A 26,080-nucleotide genomic window follows, 5' to 3' on the forward strand; every position below is an offset into this window, starting at 1 on the left:
ATATGGATTGTATAAATATCGTAAAATAATATAAACCAAATATGGAAAAGGTCATAATTTTGTTATCAGAATTAATTTTTCCTAGTACTTAAAAATAAAGCATTACAAACCTATTGGTTGGTGGTGTATGTATAATTAATCATTATTTATTAAAATTATAATTTGAATAAAAGCATAAAAAGTAGTCCAAAACTGTCAAAACTAAAATAAAATTAAAATTTCAGAAATTCCAATTATTAACGGTAAAGAATATATTTCAATAGTAAATTTAAAGGTTAGTTGTTATACGAATTTATACAGAAAAGAGTATGTAACTTCTTCACAAATAGGATTTATAGAGAAGAAGGTAATGTAAGATATAACTTTCAATGCAGAAATATTCCCTAAAGAAAAAAAATGCCCTTTATCCTTTAGATGCCTATAGTTATGGATATATCCTTGATCAATATGGACTAATAATGAATCTAAAGCATATCGAAAATCAATAATAGATTTCATTTTCATGACAAAAAATATTTCTTTTTTTATTGAAGCATATAGAAAAAAAATATTGGAACTAAAATTATTGAAAGTAAACAACAAGAAATGATTTTTAATATTTCTAAACGACTATTGACTTCAGACTTTACTCTTTCAGAGATAAATATTATGATTGAAGATTTATCTAAACATAACCTATATCCAGTAAAGAAATATAAAGGTGAAAAAAAATTAAGAAAATATAGAAAAAGGAAAGAGAAACTAATAAAAGAGACAATTATTAATATTTAGGTTAAAGATAAAAGAAACATCAATTGGAGCAAAATTCAAGAACTTCCTTAGATATTGCATCTATTGAGAATTTTCGTTGTATTTCTTCTGTGTTTACGGAAAACTTGTTCCGTAGGTTTTTATCATTCATCAATAATACTATTTTCTTTGTAAATAGGTCAACATCTCCCACAGGTACTAAAAATCCATTCTCACCATCATCAATCATTTCTCTAGGACCAACATCACAATCAAAACTCACCACTGGCAATCCAACAGCCATAGCTTCACAAATAGCATTCCCCCATGCCTCTGAGATAGATGTTGATACGAAAATCATCGATTTATTTAACCACAAATCTAAATTTTTAACTGCCCCAGGCATTAATACTCTATTTTTTATACCAAGAGATTCTATCTGATTGTTTAACTTTTCTCTTAATTCACCTTCTCCAAGTATTACAAATGTCCAATCAGACTTATTTATCTTTGCACAAGCTTCTAAAATAAAGTGTTGTGCTTTTACCGATGTTAATCTTCCAGCAGTTATTACAATTTTTTCTTTTTTAATATCATTAAATTTATTAACATGGGATACCGGGTTATGTATAACCTTGACATTGGTAGCTCCAGTTTCTGCTTCTACAAAATCTTTTGCTATTTTTGTCAATAATATTACACCATCAGCTTTTTTGTAAAGTAATTTTCTTAAAAACCTCTCTTTTTTACTTCTTTTTCTAAATGGACTCATTGCATCTCTAACAAATACTCTCACATTTAAAAAACGTGTTGAAATTAACGTGAAAATGTTCGTTGAACTTAAAATACTTAAAACAAAATCTGGTTGAATTTCTTTAATTGTTTTCCTTAGTTTTATAAAAGATTTAACTATACCAACAGCTTTTTTGATTCTAATTCCTTTGCATAAACATAATTTAATAATTTTAACATCGCTGTTTATACTATAAAATGGCTTGCCTCCTCTTAAAACAATAATACTTACAGAATGACCTTTTGAAGACCAATAATTTGCCATTTCGGAAACATAACGTTGTCCCCCACCTAAATCAAGTAATGGTGTTACTAAGACTATTTTCATAACAAATATTTGAGTTTAGGAAAATATTGCGAATAATAAAATTCCTTATAGTTAAATCAGATGTTCTTATAAAGATGTTACTCATTACAAAAAAGCCACAAATTAAATTTAGTCTTTTTATAAATTTAATTAAAGGGTCGAAAACATAGGTTTCTTTATTTTTTTGCTAAAAAGAAAGAATGATTATTGTGCTAAAGTTTTACAAATTCCAACCTTAATTCCTTTTCACAGCAAATAAAGAAATAACACAATTATTTAATTTATATATACACTTATATAGATAAGACTATATAATAAATTTACCCTTTACAAATAGTCTTATAAATGTATTGAAGTTATTTAAAAAAAGTGAAGCAACTTAATATGAAGATTACTATTTAAATATTTTAGGTGTAATCTCAATATCCTTTTTCATAGCATATAAAAATAAATAACACAACGAATTTAACACTTTTTTTTCAAAACAAAAAAATTATCAAAAATAAGGGCAAAAAATTCATAATTACAGGGAAAAAACCTCTTTTTTTATGAATTTAATAAGTTGTATGCTAATAATCTTTAAATATATGTCAAATATAATCTCATTATTTAGTTAAATCGATATAAAATAGTAGAAACAGCTCTAATAAACCATTTCTTTTTTCTGTAATACGCAGAAAAACATTAAATAACTAATATTTCAATAAATACTAAAAAAAATGTAATATTATTATCTAATTTATAATTCATATAACCAATTTCCAATACAATAAAACTACTTTAAGGAGCTTTATAATCTTTTTAACTCACCTACTGAAAATTTTATATTTACATTTTACTCATGCAACACTAAATTAGGAAAACATACGGCAACAAGACTTATAATATGGTTTCGGTTAGCCTAGAAACATAATAAGATGGATATATATTTAATTATTTATTTGCCATTTTTAAAAGGATGTTTTGCATTTTCCTTTTTTGCAAAAGGATGATAGTCTCCTTGCAAAGGTGATATTTCTCCATTTCTTATTTGCTGTACAATTTCTATTGATTGCCTGGCATCAGACAATCCAAAACCATTACCAGCAAGTATATCTTTATAACTTCTAGTATGTAGTTCAGTAAACCCATCACTAAATTCGAGTTCCTCTCCATCTACAGTTATTGATCTATAAGTTCGCTGCCCCTTATCTTTTATTTCTTGCGGTATCACATCATAATCTATTGACAAAAACCATCTAACCCTTGCTTTTTCAAACTCTAAATAGCCAGAAGCCCTATCATGTGTATGTAAATGCACGACATTTCGTTTAACCTCACCAAATATCCATGATAACATATCATAAAAATGTACCCCAATATTAGAGGCTATACCTCCAGATTTCGATGAGTCTCCTTTCCATGAAGTATAGTACCAATGGCCACGTGAGGTTAAATACGTTAAATCAACATCGTAAACTTTGTCTTTTGGTCCATTTAGCACTTTATTTCTTAATGCTATTATATTTTCATGTAACCGTAATTGTAAGATAGTGTAAACCTTCTTGTTTGTAGCTTTTTCTATATCTGCAAGGGCATCTATATTCCAAGGATTTAAAACCAATGGCTTTTCACAGATAGCGTGTGCATCCCTTCTTAAGGCCATTCTTATATGAGCATCATGTAAATAATTTGGCGTACAAATACTTACATAATCTAAGTGAATATCTTTTTGCCTTTTCAATTTTTCAATATGTCTGTCGAATCTTTCAAATTCAACAAAAAAGTCAGCATCTGGAAAATAACTATCCATAATACCAACAGAGTCAAACTTATCTAAAGCTGCAATTAAGGTATTGTTGGTGTCTTTTATTGCTTTCAAATGTCTTGGAGCTATATAACCGGCAGCTCCTATTAGTGCAAAGTTTTTCATAAATTATGATATAATTATTAAATTTTTCTATTTTATTAAATTTTTAATTGAACTTACCTTTTTAACATAGTTCAATGGAATTTCAGCTCCGAAATAACTATTTAGAGCTCTTATTTTTATGTAAATTTTATTCTGATTTTTTTCCCGAGTATAATATCCCTTTAAGCCTATTAATGAACCCTTGATAACTTCAACCACATCACCTTTTGAGAGATGCTGCTTCATTGAAAAACCAGCTTCAGGAGTATAGTTTAATAATAATTTTAAACTTTTAATCTCTTCATCTTTGACAACAGCATTCCTCCCTAAATACTTTAATATTCTTAATGCCCCAGAAATTGACAAAACATTAGTCAGTTTTTTTTCTTCAATTTTAACAAAAACATATGATGAAATCAATGGGCTTTGAACTTTTTTCTTTCTATCACTCCATTGTCTGTAAGTAGTTATTAAGGGTAAATACGCAACATAGCCAGATCGGCATAATTGTTCATACACTTTTTTTTCACTATTGGCACGAGTATAAATTGCGTACCATTTACTTTGTTGGTTAGTAATTGGCATTAGGTGATTTTCTTTTTTTATAACGTCATAAATATAAGTATATTTTACAGTAAAAATATATAAACATTTAATTATAAATATTTGATGATAGTAAAAATAAAAGTCAAAAAATAAAAATAATAAATTCAAATATCTTTTAATTGGTACTATTTTAATTATTTAATACTATTCATCTTTTAATTTTAGATGAAAAAAATAATTAGATTTGTCTATAAATTAATATAGTGTAGTTTAATTATGAAAATTAATTTTTTTTTAAAAATATTCTTAACCTTTGTATTATTATCCATATTTACGATAATAGTTTATATACTTTTTTTTAGATCGCCAATCTATAAATATAAACCCAATTTGTCTTATGAGTATAACTTTGATAATTCTGAAGCAAATAAGTATATTTTACATTTGGATGGTAATAAACTTAATCTCCCTAAAATTAAGGGTGATGTTACAGCTTTTTTAAAAGTAGAGGTGACAACAAATTTTTTTAGTAAACTTTTCAAATCTTCAATTAGGTTGGTTTCAGAAGACCTTTCTGTAATAAATGATTTTGAAAAAGGAGCTAAAAACACAAGATATATTAATATAAGTAAGTTAATAAATTCTAATTCAGGTGAAATTGATTTTTTTTATAATAACATAGCGATAATAGACCCAACCGTTGAATTAATTATTTTTAAAAATAGTACAATACAAAATAAAAGAACGCTGATAATTGCACCACACCCTGACGATGCCGAAATTGCGGCATATGGCTTATATGCAAAAAATAGCAATTCTTTTGTAGTTACTATTACAGCAGGTGAAGCCGGTGATTTTACTTATGATGAAGTGTATAAGGACACAATAAAGCATTACTTAAAAAAAGGTCAGTTACGGACTTTGAATAGCATTACAGTACCTCTTTTAGGTGGTATTCCTTATCAAAATATAGTGAATCTTGGATTTTTTGATACAACATTAGAAGCAATGTACAAAAATGATACACTAGCTGTAAAAAGTAAATATTGTAAATCAGACGATATAAATACATTTAGGAAACAAAATATATCAAATTTAAAAAATGGCCTTAAAGGAATTGCGAATTGGAATTCTCTAATTGACAATTTATGTTATTTATTAGATACCATAAAACCTGAAATAATTGTAAGTCCCTATCCATTATTAGACACACACAATGACCACAAATTCAGTACTATTGCTTTAATAGAAGCACTAAAAAAATCAAATATTAAAGATGGGCAATTATTATTATACACTAATCATTATCCCTTAAGTGATTTATATCCGTATGGCGAAACAGGCCATGCTATAACATTACCTCCTAATTTTAATAAAAATTTATATTTTAAAAGTATTTATTCAAATCCTTTATCAAATGAATTACAACAAGATAAAATATTTGCGTTAGAGGATATGAATGATTTAAGACTTGATACAGAATGGCGAAGCCCAAAAGGAGCTATAAAAATAGCCCTAAAAACTATTAAAAGAAAGTATTTAGGGCCACAAATAGATTACTTCAGAAAGTCTGTAAGATCAAATGAACTATTTTTTGTTATGCCTATAAGTGATATTTATGATAAAGAAAAATTAAAAATAATTACAGATTATATTGTTTCTAAATAACAATTACCTTTTGGGTTGCATTAAAATTATCATTATACATTTTTATAATATAAATTCCATTGGCAACATGTGATAAATTTATTTGTGTAAAAACACCATTTTTATCACCCTTAACTTCTTTTTGAATTATTATTTTACCATTTAAAGCAGAAACTATAAGTTTTACTCCTTCATTTTCTGTTGGTATGCTTATATTTATAACACCTTCAGATGGATTGGGATATACATTATATTCAACTGCTTTTTTACTTGTACAATCCTCTACGGTCACCAAAATTTCTACAGTTTCCAGTATTCCATTTTTTTGAGCTGACACCGTATAAGTTGTTGTTTCGTTTGGACTAACGGTAATACTCGACTCCATTTCTCCAATATCCCATAAATAATTTGAACTTCCTCTAGCTTGCAATATCAATTCATCACCTTTACAAATCGTAATGTCCTCACCATTATTAATCATTAATGGTATATTTTCTACAGTAACTTTAACCTCGTCGGTACCACTACAGCTAGTGCCATTCCCAACTTCTACAGAATAGGTAATTGTACTTTCTGGTTGCACTGTAATACTAGCTGTAGTTTCACCTGTATTCCATAAATATGAATTACCACCCGTTGCAGTAAGTATTACAGTTTCATTAGGTTCGATACTTACATCAGAACCTGCATTAGCATTCACAGAAGCATTGACAAAAACAGTGATCTCATCAGTTGCATCTGAATTACAATTACTACTGGCTGTAATACTATATGTGGTTGTCTTATTTGGGCTTACTGTAATACTTGAAGTATCATCACCAGTATTCCATATATAAGAACCATTACCTTCGGCAATAATAGTAATACTTTCCCCACTACAAATTGTAACATCATCACCTAAATTTACACTTGGTGATTGCTCTACTAATACTGTAACTTCATCAAAGACTGAACAATTACCTATAGTTGAAGTAACAGAATAAGTTGAAGGTAAATCAGGACTTACCGTAATACTAGCAGTTGTTTCACCAGTATTCCATAAAAAACTTCCATTACCTTTTGCCGTTAAGGTAATACTTTCTCCTGTACAAATTACTTTATCTTCCCCTGCATTAACTGTTATTTGTGGCCCCACATTTACAGTTATTTCATCAGTTATTGTACTACCACATTCATTACTTACAACAACAGAATATGTTGTCGTTACAAGTGGATTCACTTTTATACTTGATCCAGATTGTCCATTACTCCATAAAAAATCACCATTCCCTTCTGCAGAAATTAAGACCTCTTCTCCATAACAAACATCAATATCATCACCTAAACTTACTGTCGATAATTCATTCACAGAAACAATAACTTCTTCTGTTTGCATACAATTTCCTGATCCTACAGTAACACTATAGGTGGTAGTTGTTTCTGGGTTGACTGAAATACTTGCAGTTGTTTCACCTGTACTCCATAAAAACCCTCCACTTCCCTCAGCAGTTAACACAACTTCTGACCCCGAACACACTAATACATCATCACTCACGGATAGTGTCGTTTCTTCCGAAACATTGACAGTTATTTCATCAGAAACACTAACATTATTACCCCCACAATTTGTGGTAGCAGTAACAGAATATGTAGTGGTCTCATTAGGATTCACAGTAATACTAGAAGTCGTTTCACCTGTACTCCATAAAAATGCTCCAACACCTTCGGCGATTAAAGTAACTTCTTCTCCAAAACAAATAGTTTTATTATCTCCTAGGCTTACCTCAGGAGCTTGCTCAATTGTAACTGTAACCTCTTCCGTTAAAGCACAATCTCCTAAACCTGAAGTAACAGAATATGTAATTGTTTCTGTTGGATTTACAGTAATACTAGCCGATGTTTCTCCTGTATTCCAAAGAAAATTTGCATTACCTTCAGCTGTTAATATAACCTCAGTGCCTGCACAAGTTGTTAAATCATCACTCACGCTCAAGGTTACACCCGGAATTACATTTACAACGATAGTGTCACTTACGCTCAATACTTCAGTCCCACAATCTATAATAGCAGTTACAATATATTCAGTAGTTTCAGTGGGACTAACCTTAATTTGCTTTTTTGTACTTCCAGTACTCCATAAAAAAGCACCATTACCTTGAGCTGTTAAGGTAATTTCATTCCCTGAACATAGGGATATATCGTTTCCTAAATCAACCGTTGGTTGTTCAGATATTGTAACCGTAACTTCATCGGTTAATGAACAATCGCCAAGACTTGAAGTAACCGTATAAATTGTTGTTTCTAATGGATTTACAATTATATCTTTACTAGTTTCACCTGTACTCCATAATACATCTCCATTAGTATCTGCTGTTAATGTAACTTCTTGACTTGAACAAAAAGCGACATCATTACTAACAGTTAACGTTAATTCTGGTGTTACATTTACAACGATTGTATCACTTACACTCAATACTTCAGTCCCACAATTAACACTTGAAGTTACAATATATTCCGTTGTTTCTAAAGGACTTACATCGATACTTGTTGAAGTTTCACCAGTATTCCATAAAATTTTTCCATTACCATCCGCATTTAGCGTTACTTCACTACCATAACAAATCGTTAAATCATTTCCTAGATTCACTTCTGGTTGTTCAATTATTGTAACAATGACGTCATCACTTATTGTACAATTTCCATCACTAGATGTAACTGAATAGGTTATTGTTTCAGTTGGACTTACTGTTATACTTGCTGTTGTCTCACCTGTATTCCACAAATAATCTCCAGTACCTTCTGCTTTTAAAACTACTTCTGCTCCCGAACACGAGGTAACATCATCTCCAGCTGTTACGATAAGATCTGAATTTACATTCACTATAATGGTATCTGAAACACTTAAATTTTCATTACCACATTCAATTGTTGAAGTCACAACATAAGTAGTTGTTTCCAAAGGGTTTACACTTATACTTGAGCCAATATCGCCGGTACTCCATAAAAATTCTCCATTCCCCACTGCAACTAAAGTAACCTCATTGCCTAAACATGTGGTAATGTCTTCTCCCAAATCTACTAAAGGTGGTTGGTTAACACTTACCATAACTTCATCAGATGCTGAATTATCGCCATCAGATACTGTAACCGTATAAGTTGTAGATTCTTCCGGGTTTACTGTTATACTTGCTGTAGTTTCACCAGTACTCCATGAGAATTCACTTCCCCCCGTGGCATTCAGAATAGTTTCAGAACCTTTACAAATTTCAACATCGGGGCCCGCATTTGCATTAATATATCCAGTAGTATTGTCAGTATATTCATAAGCTCCAATATCATATGAGCTATCATTTAATCGATAATTATTTAAAATGTCATATTTATTATCATCATGTCTAGCACCCGCATTAATTAATTTACTATCCGATTGTAATGAAAAATCTCTCGCAGTTATATTTACAAATTTAGGGTCGACTGAAATATTATTATTACCAGAGGGCATCCAAGAAGTTTTAAAGTTATATAAATTACTATTATAAAAACTTACTCCTGTTAACGGAAAATAGTTTGCTTTTTGAGAAAAATTAGAAAACGTACTATTTATAATTTCGAAATTTTTTATATCTGCATTTGGGCTGACATCTCTAAAGAGAAAAGTACCATCATTAAAGGTTGTATTAATAATTTTATTATTATGTAATTCTGACCCTGTATACCCGTTTATATAAATACCAAATCTGTGTCCATTAAAAACACAATTTCTTATAATATTATCATAACCTATACTTTCATCATTTGTATTTCCTTCCTCCTTATTATCAATAAAACCTATGGCAATTGACACCTCATTACTAACCACTCTTTCAATTATATTATTACTAACCCCCCCCCAAAGGTAAACTGCACCAGAGTGTTCCTTCATTTTATGATTGTATGCATTAGCATTGTTACCAGCATAACAATCCTTTATAACATTAAAATCACAACCATAATTTCTAATATAAAAGCTCTCATTTAAATTTACCCCTTTACTAAGTTCTATTAAATTGTAATCATTATCTAAATTAGTTGAACCTCTTATACCAATACCATGAGTTGCAGCATTTGTTGAGGTAGTGTTAAAATTCTCAGCGTAGCAGTTTCTAATTATATTATTATTTCCATTTACGCTAATATGATAATCTTGTCTTTCATTCATTGCGGTTCTATCGTTGTATGATTTACAACCGTCAACCAAATTATTTCCACTTCCAAACAATGTGAACCCCCCCATATTAGCATTAATACTACGACAATCCAAAAACTTCATATAGTCATTTGATGTAAAGGGTCTATAGGAACCTGATCCTGAGGAAACGTAAGTTGCCAAATTAATAAATGTTGCATTAACATCATTATGTTGGGTACTATTTCCTCCAAACATCTTCCCGTTAATTCTATCAAAAATCAAGTTACTATTACGGGTACCATTTGCTCTAATACCTTGATAATAATTCGTGATTTGTAAGTTTCTAAACACCACATAATTCGTTCCCATTAGTTGAATCGCGTGTCCATCAGATAATGACGACCCTGTTAGTGTAGGCATTTCAGAGGTACTCCAACTTTTACCATAATCAAAATAGTTTGAGGTAATATCTCCTTTAGAATTTTTATATCCTATAAATTTAATAGGATTAGTAGTTGTTCCATCATTATATATAGCCAAATTTTGATTTCCGTAATTACCTGCTTTTATCCAAACTGTAATACCTGCATTAGCCTTTGAAAAAGCTTCTTTTAAAGTCCAAGCATTGGCTTCAGATACTCCATCTCCACCACCCTTAGCTGAAGTTGTTACAAACCTATCTTTAGAAGTACTAGGCTCAGGAATGTTGTTTTTTATATACGATAAAGTAAAGTCTATTAAAGGATTATTACTAGCATCTTTTATATCCCCACCGCCTTCATATCTTATGGTATTGTTATCCCAATAGGTAAAGGAAGATGAAATCTTAAAATAATGATTTGACATTTGTCCTTCATTAATAGTAATTCCAGAAATAGATTTATTATTGACTGTAAAACCAACAGTATTTGACCCTGAGATAACCTTATCACTATCAAAATAAACTCTATTAGGTTCAGAAGCCTCTATTCTGAAATTAAAAATTGTTGGTGGTGTATTCGCGAATACAATATTAGTAAAGAATACAATACTAACACATAATAGTAATTTTTTAACCATAGTCGTTTGTTACAGATTAATTATTTTTAAATAATTATCAGTAATATTTCTTTTTCGTTAAGACATAAATTTTCTAATTCATTGAATAATGAAATTCAAATCACAGGGAGGTTTTAGAACAAATATTTCTCTGAATTCTCTTCTTAGCAGAAATTACTTAACGCAACATTTTTAATAAAATTGTATTCCATTTGATAAACTTCTTAATCCCTCTGAAATTGAACTGCCGCGAACGTAGTTTTCAATTCTAAAGGAAATCTAAAGTTATACTTAGAATTGTATATATTGTTTAAAAACGTTCTTTTTTGTTGATAAGTTTGATTGAATTTAGAGTAGTTAAATTTAGAGTAGTATTTTTGTGCTAAATAATAAATTGCTTAATCGTTATTCATGAAATATTTGATATTAATTATCATTCTAACATGTTCATTTTTTTCTTGTGATAAAAATTATCTTAAAAATAAAGATAATAGTTTTTTCATTTTTGGAAAAGTTGATTCTATTTCCGACAATACTAAAGTCTTTTTAAAAATTCAAGAATCAAACAAAATTATACCTTTAGATACTGTTTATACGGTAAATAATGCTTTTCAATTTAATGGTAACATAAGTAAGCCAGAAGTTTTCGGTATTTTTATAGACGGCATTAAAGGATCAATTGGTTTATTTATTCAAAATGATAGCGTTTTTATTGATGTAGATGAAAATATGTTAAGCAATTCTATCATTGAAGGTTCTGAGCTAAATGATAAATACTTGAATTTTGTAAAAAAATCAAATGAAATAATATCAAGGACCAATTATCTATTCCCGCTTTTCCAAAAAGCAAGAACCGAAAATGATGTTATAAAACTGAATGAAATCAATAAAAAAATGGAATTAATTCATAAGGAAAATACAACATTCGTATTAAATTTTGCAAAAAGTAATTCAGATTCCTACATTGCTGCTTTTGCATTAAAAACATTACTAAATGACAAATCTATATCTGCAGATACCATTGCGTCAATTTATAATAATTTTTCACATGAAGTTAAAAAGGGGGATTTCGCAATTGAAATTTTATTACATTTAGAAAGTCAAGAAGCATTAAACAATATTGACAATTAAATAACTATCAGGTGATTAATTTCAATTTCAATTGGCTCTTTATCTTTTACAAACCATCTCGCAGCTAAGTCTCCCTTTAATACAACTTCATCTCCGTCAACTTGTAACCAACTCCCCTCTCGTAAGCCAATAACAGGAATTTTATTATAGATATGAAATTCTTTAATTCTTGTTTCTCGAGTTTCACCTTTATGCTTTGAAGTTGGATCTGAATCTAAGTAATGGGCATTAATATTTAAAGGTATACCTCCTAAAGTGTTATAACTTGGTGGATATACTATTGGCATATCATTAGTCGTTTGCATCGTTAAACCAGCAATATTACTCCCTGCACTCGTTCCCAAATAGGGAGTTCCTTTAACTATAGTATTTTTTAAAACCTCCATCAGATCTTGGTCGTATAATTCATTTACCAAAACAAAAGTATTGCCACCACCTACAAAAATACCATCAGCGTTTTCAACTGCTTTATTTTTATCACTAAAAGTATGTATCCCAACAACATTAATATCTATCTTTTTAAAAGCTTCTGATACTATTTTGGTATACGCACCATAACTAATGCCACTAGGTCTAGCATAAGGAACGAATAACAGATTTTTAACACCATTAAAAAAAGTTTCCAATGTCGGCATTAAATATTCAAGATACCCACTACCATAAATTGTTGAAGTACTTGCTAAAAGAAGTTTTTTCATCATTACCTAATATGCCAAAAATAATTACGTTACAAAATCAAGTTGTTAAAAACCTTGATTGAAATACTATTATTCGAAATGTGATATTAACTTATTTATTTTGTTCAACTATGGAATCAATATTCATTCTTATCATTTTCTCAACTAACACATTTGTGAATTTTATTGCTGCCTCCTTATTTAAATGACTTTCATCTCGGAAATTACGATAATCTTTTGAAAAAATTATATTATCATCAAAATTTACCAAATAAACATTCTTCATATTCCTAATATAATCTAATGTTGATGTGTTTTTAATAATTTCATTATATCTTGGACTAATTACAATGAAAACTGGGCAACCTTTTTTAGTAAAATTAGATATCAATTCATTAAATAATTTTACAGTTTCTTTATTTAATACTCTCTTCGTATCAATTATTGTTTGGGTTGAATTATCAGGTTGCATTTGACCTGTAACAGGTTTCCAACCCTTATCCTCAAGTTTACCATCTAATCCCTTAATCAAATATGGTCTCAACAGGTAATAATAACTAGAATTATAAGCATAAAGTTTAGAATAATTAAAATATTGCTCAAAAACAGAAACTTTGTTTATCATTGGTCTAATTTCTTTATGTTCTCGATAAAAGGGCCTTAGCATACCAGCAGAGGGTTCGTATGAACCAGACAAACCACTACTTAGATAATCTGCCTCAATATCTAAAATGGCTAATTTAGGCGTATGTCTTTTTAAAATCCCTTCTGCCATACTAATCCAAAAAGGCAAGGTTTGATTTCCTCTTCCTGCATTCCAACAAGTCATTTTTAATGATTGTTCAATAATAGAGGGTGCAATATGACATTCTGCACGAGATGCCCCAAAAATCATAATATCTTCTTTACTACTTTCAAGTGAATATTGTGCTTTGAAATATCTTCCATCAGGAGATTTGTCTATAATACTATCTAAAGTAAATCCAAGCAAGAAATCGACAAGTATAAAAGCTAGAAACAATATTACTAATTTATAAAATAATTTAAACATTCGAATAATTTTTAAAACTGAAAATAAATAAACTGACCACCATCAAAAACTCCAAAGGAAATTATGTATACCACTAAAAATAAAATAGTTAAAAAACGAATATATCTAGAATCGTTGTTAAGAAGTTTAAACTTCGGGTAATAAACGCTCACTATACCTTGTATAGCAACTATTAAAATCCCTATCAATGAATAAGAAAAAATACCAATATCTCCCATGTAAAATGTTGCTCCTAAATCAGTAAAAATTTTACTTACAATATAAATACCATCACTTGCTGTATATGCTCTAAAAAAAATTAAAGAAAAAGTAAAGAAAAGAAAGGTATAACACATACCAATAATTGAATTTAGCCAATTTGGAATATGTTTTCTCATTTTTTTTCTTGATTTCCTTGTCAGAAACTCAATTGCCAAAATAACACCTTGTAAAAATCCAAAAATTATATAATTCCAACTTGCTCCATGCCAAAATCCAAGAATAAGAAATGTAACCATTCCAGCGTAAACTACAGCACTTTTGCCCCAATCTCTTTTGTTAATTACTATGGGTGTATAAATATAATCATTAACCCAAGATGAAAGTGTAATATGCCATTTACGCCAAAAGTCGGCAATTGATTTTGCACTAAAAGGTGCATTAAAATTTTCTGTTAACTTATAACCAAATACTTGTGCAGAGCCGATTGCCATGTCAGTATATCCTGAAAAATCAGTAAACATTTGTAAAGTATAGAATAATGATGCAATAAGTAAGGTCGTACCCGTATGATGCTCTGAATTATCAAGAACAGCACTCGTATATAACGCAAGTCTGTTGGCTATGGCCACCTTTAAAAACAGCCCCCATAAAATTCTTTTTAGCCCCTGAACAACTTGGTCATAATCAAACTTATGTTCAAGTTGTAGTTGAGGTAAAAAGTTATGTGCTCTTTCAATTGGACCCGAAAGTAATTTTGGAAAAAACATTAAATATGTTGCAAAATAACCAAAATTTTTCTCTGCAATATGACTACCTCTCTTTATTTCAATCAAATAACCAATTGCCTGAAAAGTAATGTAAGAAATACCCAAAGGAACAATTAATTGTAATTCAATCGGCTGATAAGTATTAACAAGCCCTTCATGACTCATTTTTTTTACTATTTCAAAACCATCAAAGACGGTTGCAATAAAGAAATTAATATATTTAAAAAAAACAAGCAGACCTAAATTGATAATTAAACCTAACCAAAAATACCTTTTTTTTATGCCTGGATCAGAATTACGTTCAATTAGGATTGCACTAACAAAAGTACTAATGATTATTATTATCGGGACAGCAATTGTCTCTACTCCACCAATCGAATAAAAAACTGTACTTGACACTAATAAAAGTATCCAGCGGAATCTATTAGGAATAAGATAATATAATAAAAATACTATTGGAAGAAATAGAAAATAATTGATTGAATTAAATATCATTAGTTAGAAATTATTATAAAATAAACTTTAAATCTTCAATAAATACATGTAAAAAAAAACTATCCAATATGATTGAATATTGAATCACACATTTCACCTACATTATTCCAACCGCGAATTTCAGAAGAATTAAAGCGAACTTTAAAATGTTTTTCAATGGCAACAATTAACATTACGTGAGATAACGAATCCCATTCATCTATATCATTTGCACTCGTTTCAAAAGTCAAGACAATCTCATCATTATCAAGTTCGTCAATATATATTTCATTTACCTCCTTTAAAATATCTGATTTTTCCATTTTTTATATTTTATATTTTATTTATGTAACAATTCATTTTTTTATACTTATTTAGTTTTAATTTCCAAAAATCACCCTCTTTTGAAAAGCCTAAATCTTTGTAATGATTTTCAACCATACTATTCTTTGCAGTTCGTATATACTCCCCAATAATAGTATCACATTTATTATCATGAGCGGCTTGAACTAAGGTATTCAAGACAAACTTATCCACATCTCTTTTGAGCACTCTACAACTCATAATCCATGTATCAATGAATAAAGTTTTCGGATCACTTTTTTTTAAAATTACCAAACTTATTAATCCGTATTCACCATATTTATCATTAAGTGAATATGCTCTAGTTACACAGCTTTCATCATATCGCAAGGTTTCGACTTCCTGTTCAGAATACCTAATAGTCCGTAAATTAAACTGATTTGAACGTTGGGTCAATTGTGCTACTCTTGGAGTGTTGAATTTATTGAAAGGTTCAACCTTACATTCCATTTCTAAACTTTCAAGAAAATCGGTTTCGTTAACAAATTTTTCTTGAGCAACTGCTCTTTTCGCTTCAACTTGATATTTAGATGTTCTTATTTCATCTTCGTTAGTAAAGGAGGCTGTTTCAAAGAGATTTAAGGATCTAATATAAGTCATATATTCAGCAGGGTCATGAGGTAATTCAGGTACTGTTACATCAGCTATATGCGATCGCACCATGTTACGCTCAAAGGGATTGTCATCTAGAAAAACCATGGAATCAAATCCTATATTTAAAACTTTTTGTATGTAATTTATGTTATCGGCCTTATTATCCCAATTGGCAACAAAAACAGATATATCATCAAGCCTTAAAATCATCTCTGGGTGTTTTTCAAATGGCTCTTTTGCATTAACTTCGTCATTTTTACTACAAACAGCCAATATTATCCCTCTATTTTTCAATAATTTAGCCCAAATTTGAAGTTCTGTAAACGCTTTTCCTATGCCTAAATCTCCTATTTGTATATTTTCAATTCCGTCATCGCCAATTATTCCACCCCAAATAGTATTATCAAGATCAAGGATCAAACATTTTTTAAATTTACCCTCAATAGATTGAATAATATCAGCAGTATTTTTCGCAATAATTGGGAGAATATCAATTTTGAAAAACAATTCTGTATTTACATAGAACTTATTATCCATAAGTGCTTCAGCCCCGTATTGACTTTGCAATAAACTAATATCCTGAATAAAGACATTTTTTAAGTCTTTTGCAAGATCCATTAACTCAAAATTAATCTTTCTAGTTTGATAAATAAATGAAGTTTCAGTCTTATTCGCAAAATTACCAAAAACCGAATCGTTTATCTCATTAAAGTTAAAAAAAATAATTTTTGTATTTAAACTTTTATTTATTGCTTGTTGCAAAGCATTAAAACCAAATATAATTTTATCAGAAAATTTCGACTTCTCTTCATTTTCGAGCTTTCCGAACTTTTTATATAATTTATTTATACAATATATAACTACTACATAATCTGCTTTAAACTCATAGAATTCTGAATTTGGATCAAACGTTTGAAGTTCAATTTGATCGTAATCTGCTTCAAAAATCTCAAAATCAACTTCAATTTCATAACCATACCCCTTTAGGGCTTGCACATACATCTGTGTTGCAGAATCACCTAAAACAGCAATTTTAAGTTTTTTAAATTTAGAAAAGTCTTTTTTTAAGTTTTTTTTTAACGACCGAAAAGTTATATCCTTCATAAAAAATTATATTATAAATATGTAATTAATTGCTTTTTATAAACTTTGTTTTCTTTTTATATAAAAATTTTATTATACACACAAAACTTATCAAAATACACAAATCGAAAAGACTAAGAGATGCTAATTAATACCTAATGTTTTGAACAATATTTATTGGGTTTTAATATAATAAATAGTAATAATTAATTATTGAATCAATTTCTGACAAAAATAAGATCTTTTTACTACTAAAAAAAAATTAATATTTTTTAAAATATATGGATTAAAATAAACGAATAGAATTTATTCTTATTGTAATAATTAAAAAGTTTTGGATTCAATTAATATAAAATAATCATCCCTAATAAATGCGACTGCTTTTAGTTTAAATTAAGTTCTAATTAATATTCATTTATGATTACCCAAAGAAAAATGTCTGTTATGTATTTAGAATATTAAAAATAAAAAAATTAATTCATGTATTATTAGAGTATATCTATAAATCTTTAACAAAAATTTACAATTGATTTAATATTTATTTGGCAATTCATAGATTTAATTTGTAGAAATGGAAAAATCAACCTACCTAATTCTATTTCTACTCTATTCCATAAGTGTTACTTCTCAGGAAGACCGTACACTTCTTTATGGTAGTATTATAAGTGATGAAAAAGATTTAAAAAATCTACATGTCATAAATAAAACATCCCAAAAAGGTACCATTACAAATTCAGAAGGTCAGTTTTCTATTTTAGCAAAACCTTTGGACACCCTGTTTTTTAGGGGAATTCAGTTCATTAGTAAAGAAATAGTAATTACAAAAACTAACATTGACAACAAATCTATTCAAGTTGAATTGACTATTAAAACCAATGAACTTAAAGAAGTTTATCTTAGAAAACGAGAGAATATGGCAAGGGCATTAAACTTGCCCAATGCTGATAAAAAACCACTTAAAGGAATTGATAGAAAATTGGCGTATTACAGTCAAGAAAAAACTCATGTTGTTATCTTAAAAACATTATTGGGTCAAGCGGGAGGTATTGATAATATTTATAATATTATTTCTGGCAATAGAAAAAAACATCGTAAACTAAAAAAACTAATTGAAGATGATAAGTTATTAGTACAAAACAAATTATTATATAAAAAAATCAGGACTCACTTTAAAGATGATTTCTTCATTTATACGTTAAAAATTCCAAGTAAAAACATTGATGATTTTATAAAATTCTGTGTTCCTAAAAATATTATAACTTTATTTCATAAAAAAAGTTACCTCCAAGTCATAGATATCTTTTTTAAACAAAGTAAACTGTATTTAAAAAAATTACAAAATGAAGAATAACACTTTTCTCTACATTATATTTTTTTTAAGTAGTGTTGGCTTTGCCCAACAAGAAAGAATTACCATTTATGGAAATATAAAAAGTGATGGTGCAGAACTTGAAAATATACATATACTTAATAAAAATTCAAAAAAAGGAAGCATTACTGATTCTAAAGGGGAATTTACAATAGAAACAAAAGAAAATGACACCTTAATTATTACAGGTATTCAATTTTATTATTTAGAGATCCCTATTACAAATAATCACATTAAAAATAAATTATTGAGTATAGATTTAATTCAAAAGACCAATGAATTAGATGAAGTTGAAATTAAACACAACCTTACAGGAAATATGACTGTTGATTCCGATGAAATCAAAATTGCCAAAAATGTTAAAGATGGTGTCTTAGACTTTTCAAAAATAGACTTGAATTTAGTTAGTGTAAAGTGGGATAACGCTTCTAGAAGTCGCACCTCAAGTGATAGCCAACTAATGCCTAACATGAACCTTAACCTTTTAGCAATAGCAGGTTTTATTCTAAAACCTATTGTAAAAGAGGTCTCAAAAATTGGTGCAACCAAAAAAAATATAAAAAAAATGGACAGACGTTACACTAATAAAGTAATCGCTGCTCCTGAAAATATCCGACTTGATTTTGGGGATGTTTTCTATACAGAAACGTTGAAGATTCCACCAAATCATATAGAAGAATTTATTGCTTCTTGTTTACCGAAAGGCATAGCAAGATTATATGCGGATGATAAAAAAATTGAAATTATTGATATTCTAATATCGGAAAGTAAAATCTATCTCGAAAAAATTAAAACGCAGAATTAATTTAATAAAACTGCTATTTTTAAATAGATTTGTAACTTATACAACCTAGTACTTAATCACTCTTATGAACAAATCAAAAGTTTTTCTATTATTACTACTCCCTCTTTTTGCTTTTTCTGTACATAAATATTATATCAGTCTTATTAAAATAGAATTTAAGTCGGAAAACGAAAGTGTTCAAATTACCATGAGAATTTTTATTGATGATCTTCAAGAAGTTATCAATAAAACAAACAACATTTCTATAGAACTAGGAGTAAAAGATGAATCTAAAGAATATAATAGTCTTATTTCTAAATATATAAAAGATAATTTTAAAATTAAAATTGATTCAAAAATCTACAACTATCAATATTTAGGAAAAGAGTATGAAAACGACATTGTATATATATATTTAGAACTCTCAAATATTAAATCAATTAAGAGCATAGAAATATCTGACACCATGCTAATGGAATATTTTCCTTCTCAAAAAAATATTATTAAATTAAATATTAATGATGTTAAAAAAACTTTTTTCCTAACAGAAGAAGCTTCAAAGGACATACTCAATTTTTAAATGGCACAATCTTTAGTTATATTTGTAAAAAGAAAAATTGCTATAAAAATTCTATGAAGAAACTTTACGCTTTACTCCTACTCTTACTTTTTAATATTTATTTTGGTTATTGCCAAAACGATACCATTTACGACTCAAAATCTGAATTAAAAATAAAATTGGCAAAAATAGAATCTGATAAAGAATCAAGGGTTAAAGCCAAATTATACACTGCAGATTCATTAAGAACAGCATTTAAAAGAGAGAGACAGCTAGCCAAAGCAAATGCAATTTTAACTAAGAGAGAGCGAAAAGACAAAAGAAAATTAGAAAAAGCAGAAGAATTAGCAATATTAGAACTACGAGCTGATTCCATTTTAGTCGAAAAAAACAAAAAAACGTTGACATTACAGCAACTAGCTGTTGAAATACAAAAAGAAAAAACAAATAACCTTATTATAAGGTTAGAAGACAAAAACATTTTAATATTAAAAAATAAAGAAATATTAGCTAGAAATGAACAAGAAAGAGAATTAGCTTATTCAAATCAGATAGAGAAAAAAGAGCAAATAGCAACTAAAAACACAACATTACTCTCTAGTAAATTAGAACAAAATGAACAGCTTTTAATTGATAATATTCGAAACAAAGAATTGTCAAAAAATAAAATTCAACTCACTATTTTAGATGAATTAGATGACAGAGAACAATCAATAAAAACACAAATTGACTTAAAAAAACAAATTCAATTTGAAAATAATATAGTGCTAACTCAAAAAGAAATTGAAGAAAAACAAGAGGTTATTGATCGTATTGATTTCAAAGAACAATCAAAAGCAAGAAACTCAGTGATTATAAATGATAAAATTAGTCAGAATGAACAATTGGCTCATGAAATTTTTGAATTTAAAAAGAAAATTAGCGATCATAATAAAGAAGCTGTTTTAAAAAAATTAGATAAAAGAGAAAAAGAAATAATACAGCAGGTAGAACAAAAAGACGAAAGAGCAATTAATAATGATAAGTTAATGGCGGAAAAGGAAGCGAAAGAGCAACAAGCTATTATGGACCGTATAGATTTCAAAGAGCATTCAAAAGAAATGAATTCGGCCATTATTTCTGATAAACTTAAAGAGAATGAACAATTAGCTCATGAGATTATTGGAATTAAAGAAAAAATAAAAATAGCAAATCAATTAGCTATTTTAGATAAATCAGAACAAAACGAACAAGAACTAGCAGCTCTTTACAATCAAAAAAATAAAAACAGAAAGCAACAGCAACAATTGTATATGTCTGACTTAAAACTTGAACAAAGGACAAAAAGAGATGAATATATAGCAAAAAAATTAGAAACATCTTTTAGACAGAAAGAAATACAATCGATAAAAAAGTCACGAATAATTAAATCGATTACAGATAGAGAGAAAAGAAGGGAAGCTGAAAGTAAAAATGACTTGAACAATACTGAAAAATTTCAAGGACAAGTTAAAAAAGTTAGTAATTAAAGTCTTTTGTTAGTTGCCAAATACCTTTAAATTAAACATTTCCCACCAATTAAAAAAAATGATTTTATAAAAAATTGTTAAACTTTAACAATTGAACCAACAATAAAATCAAATGAATTAAATTGCTCCATATTTGTTAAAACAACAAACCCATTTATTTAATGAAAAAAATTACAATATCAATCCTTTCTCTTTTATTTATAGTGACAACTGCAATCAGTCAAGAAAAACAAACCGATAAAAAAGAAAAAAAGTCTGGCCATGTAGACGTTAGTAAATTTAGACAGCTTAAGGAAGAATTACCAACACCAAATGACCAACATACTGCTTCTGGAGCACCTGGACATGCTTATACACAGCAGCAGGTAGACTATGTTATGAATATTACTATTGATGATGAAACTCAAAAACTATATGGGGATGAAGAAATTACCTATCACAATAATTCTAAAGATGCTTTAGAATATCTTTGGATTCAATTAGATCAGAACATGAGGGCTCCTGATTCTAAAACACCTGATATTAAAGAATCGAAAATGCGTAACACATTTACGTCTGCTCAAAAATTCACCAAAGATAATTTAGAACAATCATTTCCTGGAGGGTTTCATTTAGATTATGTAAAAAACAATAACAATAAAGATTTGTCTTATATGGTAAATAGTACAATGATGCGTATAAATTTACCTAAACCTTTAGCCTCAGGTGAAACTTTTGAATTCAAAATAAAGTGGTGGTATCAAATAAATAATTATTTTATAGATGGAGGTAGATCTGGTTATGAGCATTTTGAGAAAGATGATAATAATTTATATGTTATTGCTCAATTTTTTCCACGTTTAGCAGTTTATAACAATGTTGAAGGATGGCAAAATATGCAGTTTTGGGGACGTAGTGAATTTGCCTTAGAATTTGGAAATTATACTGTAAACATTACAGTACCTGAAGATCATATTGTCGCATCAACTGGAGTACTTCAGAATCCAAAAGATGTACTTACTAAAGATCAACAAAAACGTTTAGACAACGCCAAAAAATCATTTGACAACCCTGTTATTATCGCTACACAGAAAGAAGCAGAAAAAGCTGAGAAAAAGAAAGCTAAAAAAACAAAAACTTGGAAATTTTATGCGGAAAATGTAAGAGATTTTGGTATTTCAACTTCTCGTAAATTCATATGGGATGCTATGGCTGTTGATATTAATGGGAAAACTGTTATGGCATATTCTTATTACCCGAAAGAAGGAAATCCATTATGGGAAAAACATTCTACGAGAGTGGTAGCAAATACATTAAAGGAATATTCTAAATATACATTTGACTATCCTTATCATAAGGCTATTTCAATAAATGCAGCACGTCAAGGAATGGAGTATCCACAAATTTGTTGGAATTTTGGTCGTCCAAAAGAAGATGGTACTTATTCTGACAGAGTTAGAGACGGTATGATTGGTGTTATTACCCACGAAGTGGGGCATAACTTCTTCCCAATGATTGTTAATTCTGATGAACGCCAATGGACATGGATGGATGAAGGCATCAATTCTTTTGTAGAAATACTAGCTGAATATAAATATGACCCAAACTTCAAAACACGTAGTTTACCAAAAGATCTTGTTAGGTATATGAGTATTGATCAAGATCGTTTATCTCCAATAATGAGTCAGGGAGATCATGTTTATAATTTCGGTCCAAATGCCTATGCCAAACCTGCTGCCGGTTTATGGATGCTAAGAAGCACTATAATGGGCCCCGAATTATTTGATTATGCCTTTAGAACCTATTCAAAACGATGGATGTTTAAACACCCTACACCTGCTGATTTCTTTAGAACAATGGAAGATGCTTCAGCAATGGACTTAGATTGGTTTTGGAGGGGATGGTTTTATACTACTGATTATAATGATGTCGGAATTAAAGAAGTTAAAAAATATTATTTATCAAATGAAGGAAGTGAAGAAGATAAAGCAAAAGCCACTAGATATGGTTTAAACCCTGATGAGTTAGTATATTTTATAGCTGAAAATGACTTAAAGGATAAAAGTAAAGCTAAGAAAGCGACAGATATAACCGCTATTAATAGTTACTTAAAAAATCTTTCTAAGGAAGAAAAAAAGAATTTAAATACAGCTCCAAATTATTTTTATGAGGTTACTTTTGAAAAGCCAGGAGGCCTTGTATTACCTCTGATTGTTGAGCTTACATACGAAGATGGTAGCAAGTTGAGAAAGCAATTTCCTGCTGAAATATGGAGTAAAAAAGACAATGGAGTAAAAAGAATTTTTGCCAGTTCAAAACAAATCACTAATATTGTAGTCGATCCAGACTTAGAAACAGCAGATATAGATATAACCAACAATAGTTGGCCTAAAAAAATTGAAAATAACCAATTTGAACAATTCAAGGACAAATTGAAAAATTAGTGTTTTTAAATTTAGAGTTTTTTGTTAAATGCCCTAATCACAACTGATTAGGGCATTTTAATTATACTTAATGTTGTAAATAAGTATTAATATTTTGCTCAATTCTTTTTAAAATATCTGTAGTATCTGATTTTTGAAACTTTTCGCCAGTAATATTCTCGTAAAGTTCTATATAACGTTCAGAAATTTCTAACACCTTCTCATCTGACATTTCAGGTACAACCTGACCATCCAAACCTTGAAATTTATTTGCTATTAACCACTGTCTAACAAACTCCTTAGACAATTGTTTTTGATCTTCATCCCTATCTTGCCTTACCTGATAACCATCAGCATAAAAATATCGTGAAGAATCTGGTGTATGAATTTCGTCAATTAAAACAATTTTACCATCCATCGTTTTGCCAAATTCATATTTAGTATCTACTAGAATTAAACCTCGCTTTGTGGCAATTTCAGTTCCCCTAGCAAAAAGTGCTTTTGTATATTTTTCTAATACCAAATAATCCGCTTTACTCACAATACCTTTGGCGATAATATCTTCTTTTGAAATATCTTCATCATGATCTCCTTCCTCAGCCTTAGTAGCCGGTGTTATAATTGGTTCTGAAAATTTATCATTTTCCTTCATTCCATCTGGCATCACTACTCCACAAAGCATTCTCTTACCAACCTTATACTCTCTTGCAGCATGGCCAGACATATAACCTCTAATAACCATTTCTACTTTGAATGGAGTACATAAATGACCAATAGCCACATTAGGATCGGGTGTAGCGATTAACCAATTAGGTACGATATCAGCCGTTGCTTCCATCATTTTAGTGGCAATCTGATTTAATATCTGACCTTTAAACGGTATTTGCTTTGGCAAAACTACGTCAAAGGCAGAAAGTCTATCTGTGGCAACCATTATTAAAAGTTTATCATCAATATTATAAACTTCACGTACTTTACCACGGTAAACCGCTTTTTGATTTGGGAAATTAAAATTTGTATGATTTATAGTATTCATTTTAAGTGTCTTTAATGCTGAAAAATATGATTTACTCTACTTCTATTCCTTTATATGCGGTTATTATTTCTTTAACTAATCGATGTCTTATTACATCTTTATCATCAAGATGTATTATACTTATCCCTTTTATATCTTTTAGGGCTAATAACGATTCCTTTAAGCCAGATACTTGCCTTTTCGGTAAATCTATTTGTCCTGGATCGCCTGTAATTATAAATTTGGCATTTTTACCCATTCTTGTTAAGAACATTTTCATCTGAGCATGTGTTGTATTTTGTGCTTCATCTAATATTACAAAAGCGTTATCTAATGTTCTACCTCGCATAAAAGCTAAGGGTGCTATTTGAATTACACCTCCCAATATATAAGTCTCTAGTTTTTCATAAGGAATCATATCACGCAAAGCATCATAAAGAGGTTGCATATAAGGATCTAATTTTTCTTTTAAATCACCAGGTAAAAACCCTAAGTTTTCTCCTGACTCCACAGCTGGTCGTGTTAAAATAATACGTTTAACTTCTTTATTTTTTAAAGCATTCACAGCTAAAGCTACAGCCGTATATGTTTTCCCTGTTCCTGCGGGTCCAACCGCAAAAAGCATATCATTTTTTTTCATATCAACGACCATTTTACGTTGATTTTCAGTTTGAGGTTTTATTAATTTCCCTCCGACACCATGCACTAATACTTCATTGTCTTTCTCTGAACTTTTTTGAGTACTACCATTAGACGTTAGTAATTGCTCAATACTATTCTCATCGAGCTTATTATATTTATCAAAATATTTTATAAGCATTTCAAGACGTTTTTCAAATTCGTCTAACAATTCCTTTTCACCAAAAATTTTAATTTTATTACCTCGAGCAATTATCTTAAGTTTAGGAAAGTATTTTTTAAGTTGTTCTATATTGCTATTATGTGTACCAAAAAAATCTTTTGGACTAATTTCTGTTAATTCAATAATTCTTTCGTTCAAATGAA

General features: G+C 29.0%; 18 protein-coding genes. 7 read left to right on the forward strand and 11 right to left on the reverse strand.

The window, feature by feature from the left end:
• Positions 1-790 precede the first annotated feature (790 nt).
• The 3 genes from D3P13_RS11620 to D3P13_RS11630 all read right to left on the reverse strand — a co-directional run bounded on the left by D3P13_RS11620 (position 791) and on the right by D3P13_RS11630 (position 4,304).
• Positions 791-1,849 carry a glycosyltransferase family 4 protein gene (locus tag D3P13_RS11620; RefSeq protein WP_117882565.1) on the reverse strand — a complete coding sequence of 353 codons (1,059 nt, stop codon included), beginning with the start codon at positions 1,847-1,849 and terminating at the stop codon, positions 791-793.
• A gap of 916 nt (positions 1,850-2,765) precedes the next feature.
• On the reverse strand, positions 2,766-3,740 hold the full coding sequence (locus D3P13_RS11625) for a Gfo/Idh/MocA family protein (RefSeq protein ID WP_117882567.1): 975 nt from the start codon (positions 3,738-3,740) through the stop codon (positions 2,766-2,768).
• Between the two features lie 27 nt (positions 3,741-3,767).
• Complete coding sequence (locus D3P13_RS11630; protein WP_117882569.1) at positions 3,768-4,304, reverse strand: UpxY family transcription antiterminator; 537 nt, start codon at positions 4,302-4,304, stop codon at positions 3,768-3,770.
• 237 nt (positions 4,305-4,541) lie between these two features.
• Between D3P13_RS11630 and D3P13_RS11635 the strand changes: the two genes are divergently transcribed.
• Positions 4,542-5,933: a PIG-L deacetylase family protein gene (locus D3P13_RS11635; RefSeq protein ID WP_117882572.1), complete on the forward strand. Its 1,392-nt coding sequence runs from the start codon at positions 4,542-4,544 to the stop codon at positions 5,931-5,933.
• Here D3P13_RS11635 and D3P13_RS11640 read toward each other — a convergent pair.
• Entirely contained in the window at positions 5,926-11,118 is a 5,193-nt protein-coding gene (locus D3P13_RS11640; protein ID WP_117882574.1) for a T9SS type A sorting domain-containing protein, read from the reverse strand. The two genes, D3P13_RS11635 and D3P13_RS11640, sit on opposite strands and share 8 nt — an antisense overlap.
• Before the next feature lie 390 nt (positions 11,119-11,508).
• Between D3P13_RS11640 and D3P13_RS11645 the strand changes: the two genes are divergently transcribed.
• Entirely contained in the window at positions 11,509-12,228 is a 720-nt protein-coding gene (locus tag D3P13_RS11645; protein ID WP_117882576.1) for a DUF4369 domain-containing protein, read from the forward strand.
• Here the strand turns inward: D3P13_RS11645 and pepE are convergent.
• The 5 genes from pepE to D3P13_RS11670 form a co-directional block, all read right to left on the reverse strand.
• Positions 12,225-12,926: a dipeptidase PepE gene (pepE, locus tag D3P13_RS11650; RefSeq protein ID WP_117882828.1), complete on the reverse strand. Its 702-nt coding sequence runs from the start codon at positions 12,924-12,926 to the stop codon at positions 12,225-12,227. The genes D3P13_RS11645 and pepE overlap by 4 nt on opposite strands.
• Before the next feature lie 91 nt (positions 12,927-13,017).
• Complete coding sequence (locus tag D3P13_RS11655; RefSeq protein ID WP_117882579.1) at positions 13,018-13,956, reverse strand: hypothetical protein; 939 nt, start codon at positions 13,954-13,956, stop codon at positions 13,018-13,020.
• Positions 13,957-13,967: 11 nt separating this feature from the next.
• A complete protein-coding gene (locus tag D3P13_RS11660) occupies positions 13,968-15,323 on the reverse strand; it encodes an MBOAT family O-acyltransferase (RefSeq protein ID WP_157972902.1) in 1,356 nt (451 codons plus the stop codon).
• Positions 15,324-15,478: 155 nt separating this feature from the next.
• Positions 15,479-15,721 (reverse strand): acyl carrier protein, encoded by a 243-nt coding sequence (locus tag D3P13_RS11665; protein WP_117882583.1) that lies wholly within the window; start codon positions 15,719-15,721, stop codon positions 15,479-15,481.
• Positions 15,722-15,731: 10 nt separating this feature from the next.
• A complete protein-coding gene (locus D3P13_RS11670) occupies positions 15,732-17,459 on the reverse strand; it encodes an HAD-IIIC family phosphatase (protein WP_117882585.1) in 1,728 nt (575 codons plus the stop codon).
• A gap of 550 nt (positions 17,460-18,009) precedes the next feature.
• On the opposite strand from D3P13_RS11670, the gene D3P13_RS11675 reads away from it, so the two are divergent.
• The 5 genes from D3P13_RS11675 to D3P13_RS11695 all read left to right on the forward strand — a co-directional run bounded on the left by D3P13_RS11675 (position 18,010) and on the right by D3P13_RS11695 (position 24,081).
• Complete coding sequence (locus D3P13_RS11675) at positions 18,010-18,789, forward strand: carboxypeptidase-like regulatory domain-containing protein (protein WP_117882587.1); 780 nt, start codon at positions 18,010-18,012, stop codon at positions 18,787-18,789.
• Complete coding sequence (locus D3P13_RS11680) at positions 18,779-19,612, forward strand: carboxypeptidase-like regulatory domain-containing protein (RefSeq protein WP_117882589.1); 834 nt, start codon at positions 18,779-18,781, stop codon at positions 19,610-19,612. Before D3P13_RS11675 ends, D3P13_RS11680 begins: the two co-directional genes overlap by 11 nt.
• A gap of 64 nt (positions 19,613-19,676) precedes the next feature.
• Complete coding sequence (locus D3P13_RS11685) at positions 19,677-20,171, forward strand: DUF6702 family protein (RefSeq protein WP_117882591.1); 495 nt, start codon at positions 19,677-19,679, stop codon at positions 20,169-20,171.
• Between the two features lie 158 nt (positions 20,172-20,329).
• On the forward strand, positions 20,330-21,658 hold the full coding sequence (locus D3P13_RS11690; protein WP_157972903.1) for a coiled-coil domain-containing protein: 1,329 nt from the start codon (positions 20,330-20,332) through the stop codon (positions 21,656-21,658).
• 161 nt (positions 21,659-21,819) lie between these two features.
• The gene (locus D3P13_RS11695) at positions 21,820-24,081 is read left to right on the forward strand and encodes a M1 family metallopeptidase (RefSeq protein WP_117882595.1); all 2,262 of its coding nucleotides are present in this window, start codon (positions 21,820-21,822) and stop codon (positions 24,079-24,081) included.
• 67 nt (positions 24,082-24,148) lie between these two features.
• Here D3P13_RS11695 and D3P13_RS11700 read toward each other — a convergent pair whose 3' ends face one another.
• Together D3P13_RS11700 and D3P13_RS11705 are read right to left on the reverse strand one after the other, a co-directional pair.
• Positions 24,149-25,096, reverse strand: a complete 948-nt coding sequence (locus D3P13_RS11700; RefSeq protein ID WP_117882597.1) for a phosphoribosylaminoimidazolesuccinocarboxamide synthase — start codon at positions 25,094-25,096, stop codon at positions 24,149-24,151.
• Between the two features lie 31 nt (positions 25,097-25,127).
• Positions 25,128-26,075 (reverse strand): PhoH family protein, encoded by a 948-nt coding sequence (locus tag D3P13_RS11705; RefSeq protein ID WP_117882599.1) that lies wholly within the window; start codon positions 26,073-26,075, stop codon positions 25,128-25,130.
• Positions 26,076-26,080 lie beyond the last annotated feature (5 nt).

This window comes from Aureibaculum luteum, from assembly GCF_003449015.1.
Taxonomy (GTDB): domain Bacteria; phylum Bacteroidota; class Bacteroidia; order Flavobacteriales; family Flavobacteriaceae; genus Aureibaculum; species Aureibaculum luteum.

Excerpts from the sequence above, each read along its gene's own strand:
- D3P13_RS11625 (WP_117882567.1), bottom strand. The coding sequence starts at position 3,740 with ATGAAAAACTTTGCACTAATAGGAGCTGCCGGTTATATAGCTCCAAGA.
- D3P13_RS11640 (WP_117882574.1), bottom strand. The coding sequence starts at position 11,118 with ATGGTTAAAAAATTACTATTATGTGTTAGTATTGTATTCTTTACTAAT.
- D3P13_RS11670 (WP_117882585.1), bottom strand. The coding sequence starts at position 17,459 with ATGAAGGATATAACTTTTCGGTCGTTAAAAAAAAACTTAAAAAAAGAC.
- D3P13_RS11635 (WP_117882572.1), top strand. The coding sequence starts at position 4,542 with ATGAAAATTAATTTTTTTTTAAAAATATTCTTAACCTTTGTATTATTA.
- D3P13_RS11630 (WP_117882569.1), bottom strand. The coding sequence starts at position 4,304 with ATGCCAATTACTAACCAACAAAGTAAATGGTACGCAATTTATACTCGT.
- pepE (WP_117882828.1), bottom strand. The coding sequence starts at position 12,926 with ATGAAAAAACTTCTTTTAGCAAGTACTTCAACAATTTATGGTAGTGGG.
- D3P13_RS11645 (WP_117882576.1), top strand. The coding sequence starts at position 11,509 with ATGAAATATTTGATATTAATTATCATTCTAACATGTTCATTTTTTTCT.
- D3P13_RS11680 (WP_117882589.1), top strand. The coding sequence starts at position 18,779 with ATGAAGAATAACACTTTTCTCTACATTATATTTTTTTTAAGTAGTGTT.
- D3P13_RS11675 (WP_117882587.1), top strand. The coding sequence starts at position 18,010 with ATGGAAAAATCAACCTACCTAATTCTATTTCTACTCTATTCCATAAGT.
- D3P13_RS11665 (WP_117882583.1), bottom strand. The coding sequence starts at position 15,721 with ATGGAAAAATCAGATATTTTAAAGGAGGTAAATGAAATATATATTGAC.
- D3P13_RS11685 (WP_117882591.1), top strand. The coding sequence starts at position 19,677 with ATGAACAAATCAAAAGTTTTTCTATTATTACTACTCCCTCTTTTTGCT.
- D3P13_RS11695 (WP_117882595.1), top strand. The coding sequence starts at position 21,820 with ATGAAAAAAATTACAATATCAATCCTTTCTCTTTTATTTATAGTGACA.
- D3P13_RS11655 (WP_117882579.1), bottom strand. The coding sequence starts at position 13,956 with ATGTTTAAATTATTTTATAAATTAGTAATATTGTTTCTAGCTTTTATA.
- D3P13_RS11620 (WP_117882565.1), bottom strand. The coding sequence starts at position 1,849 with ATGAAAATAGTCTTAGTAACACCATTACTTGATTTAGGTGGGGGACAA.
- D3P13_RS11700 (WP_117882597.1), bottom strand. The coding sequence starts at position 25,096 with ATGAATACTATAAATCATACAAATTTTAATTTCCCAAATCAAAAAGCG.